Source organism: Rhodococcus sp. P4_B6, assembly GCF_056402215.1.
Map to the genome: position 1 here is coordinate 1 of NZ_JBFUHV010000437.1, position 1,368 is coordinate 1,368.

Consider the following 1,368-nt stretch of genomic DNA (forward strand, 5'->3'; position numbering starts at 1 on the left):
GTACCATGCCTCCATAGCCGAGTTGACTACAGTTCCCGTGTAACAGCCTCTAAGCCAGTCTTTTTGAACTAGCGCCGTGTTGTGCTTATTGAGATTGCCGGCAAATACGTCGCCAATCATCAGTGGCGGCGCGGAGTCCTTACTGCCCTGCGAAGCGAGCTTTGCGCTTTGATTAACGACATCGCCCATATAGACGACATCCGATATGCCGCTGCCACTGTAGCCCGCCTTCACCATCAACGCACGGCCATAATCCATGCCGAAGCCACATTTCAATGGCGTCGAGTAACCTGCCTTATTCAGCTTGTAGTTCAGAATTTTCACCAGAGAATTTCCACTGGCGGCAACACTGAAGACTGCATCTATATCCGCCTTTGTCGGCGTGTTGTAGACCGCCCACACACAGTCACCCACAATATTGATCTCGCGCGCATTCGGATTCCCATTCATCACCGCCACCATCTCCGAGATGAACGCTCGGTAGAGCTTTGCCAGCGCGGGGCGCTTGTACAACCCCGGCAACTTGCTTGAATCACGGATGTCCACAAACAACGCTGAGCAGTAGGCGTAGAACCCGTTCGTATAGGTAAGGCGGTCCCGATCGGGCAGTTCCTTGACTTCCTCGTAATTTCCTTGCGGCTGCCCAAGGATGGTGTCGATGCGGGAGGCACTCGCCACGTAGTCATATGCTTTGTAGTTGCTATCCATGTCACGACCCCTGCGCGCCGACGATGACGGCTATGACGGCCAATGTGGTAAGTGCACCGAATAGCGCGAAGATCGCGCGATTCGCCCAATTGAATTTCGCATGCGCGACGACTGCGTTCGCGTGGATCTGGTGAGCGATGTGCCGGGTCAACTCATCGTGGTTACCAGTTAGAGCGTGTAGAACCTTCTCGTACGTAATACCGTCACCGTTGTACTTGCTTGCCACGTCACCGAAGAAGAGCGGATTCGTGACGTCGTCCGCGCTGCGTTGAGGTTTCCTTCGAGGAACCAATGCCAACGCGGCGCAGACCGCGGCTGTGGTGATGCAGGCCGCGCACGCGACGGCGATCACATTCAGCACCAGACCGGGGTCGGACTGGTTCTTGACCAGGTTGTACAGAACACCGGCAGTCACACCCCCCAAGGCAAGGACCACGCCGACCTTGGACTCCGCATGACGGATCCACTCGTTGATCAGCGACAGCGCCTTCCATGCCTGATCAGGTTCGGGGGTGACTGGTGGGTCTAGTTCGGGGACTGACATCGAATTCCTGCCTGCGAGGGGGCGCGGCGCGCCACAGATGCTCACATTCAACACGACCRGTCCGACATCGATGTACTCGATGCGCCTCAGGCGCGATAGTCGCCCCAGTAGTGAGC

Annotated in this window: 2 protein-coding genes; both read right to left on the reverse strand. The window is 56.8% G+C overall.

The features are described 5' to 3' along the window. A partial coding sequence (locus AC1DWT_RS51360) for an adenylate/guanylate cyclase domain-containing protein (protein WP_477926285.1) occupies positions 1-708 on the reverse strand: 708 nt, incomplete at its 3' end. 1 nt (position 709) lies between these two features. Next, on the reverse strand, positions 710-1,368 hold a 659-nt coding region (locus AC1DWT_RS51365; RefSeq protein ID WP_477926286.1), incomplete at its 5' end, for a Pycsar system effector family protein.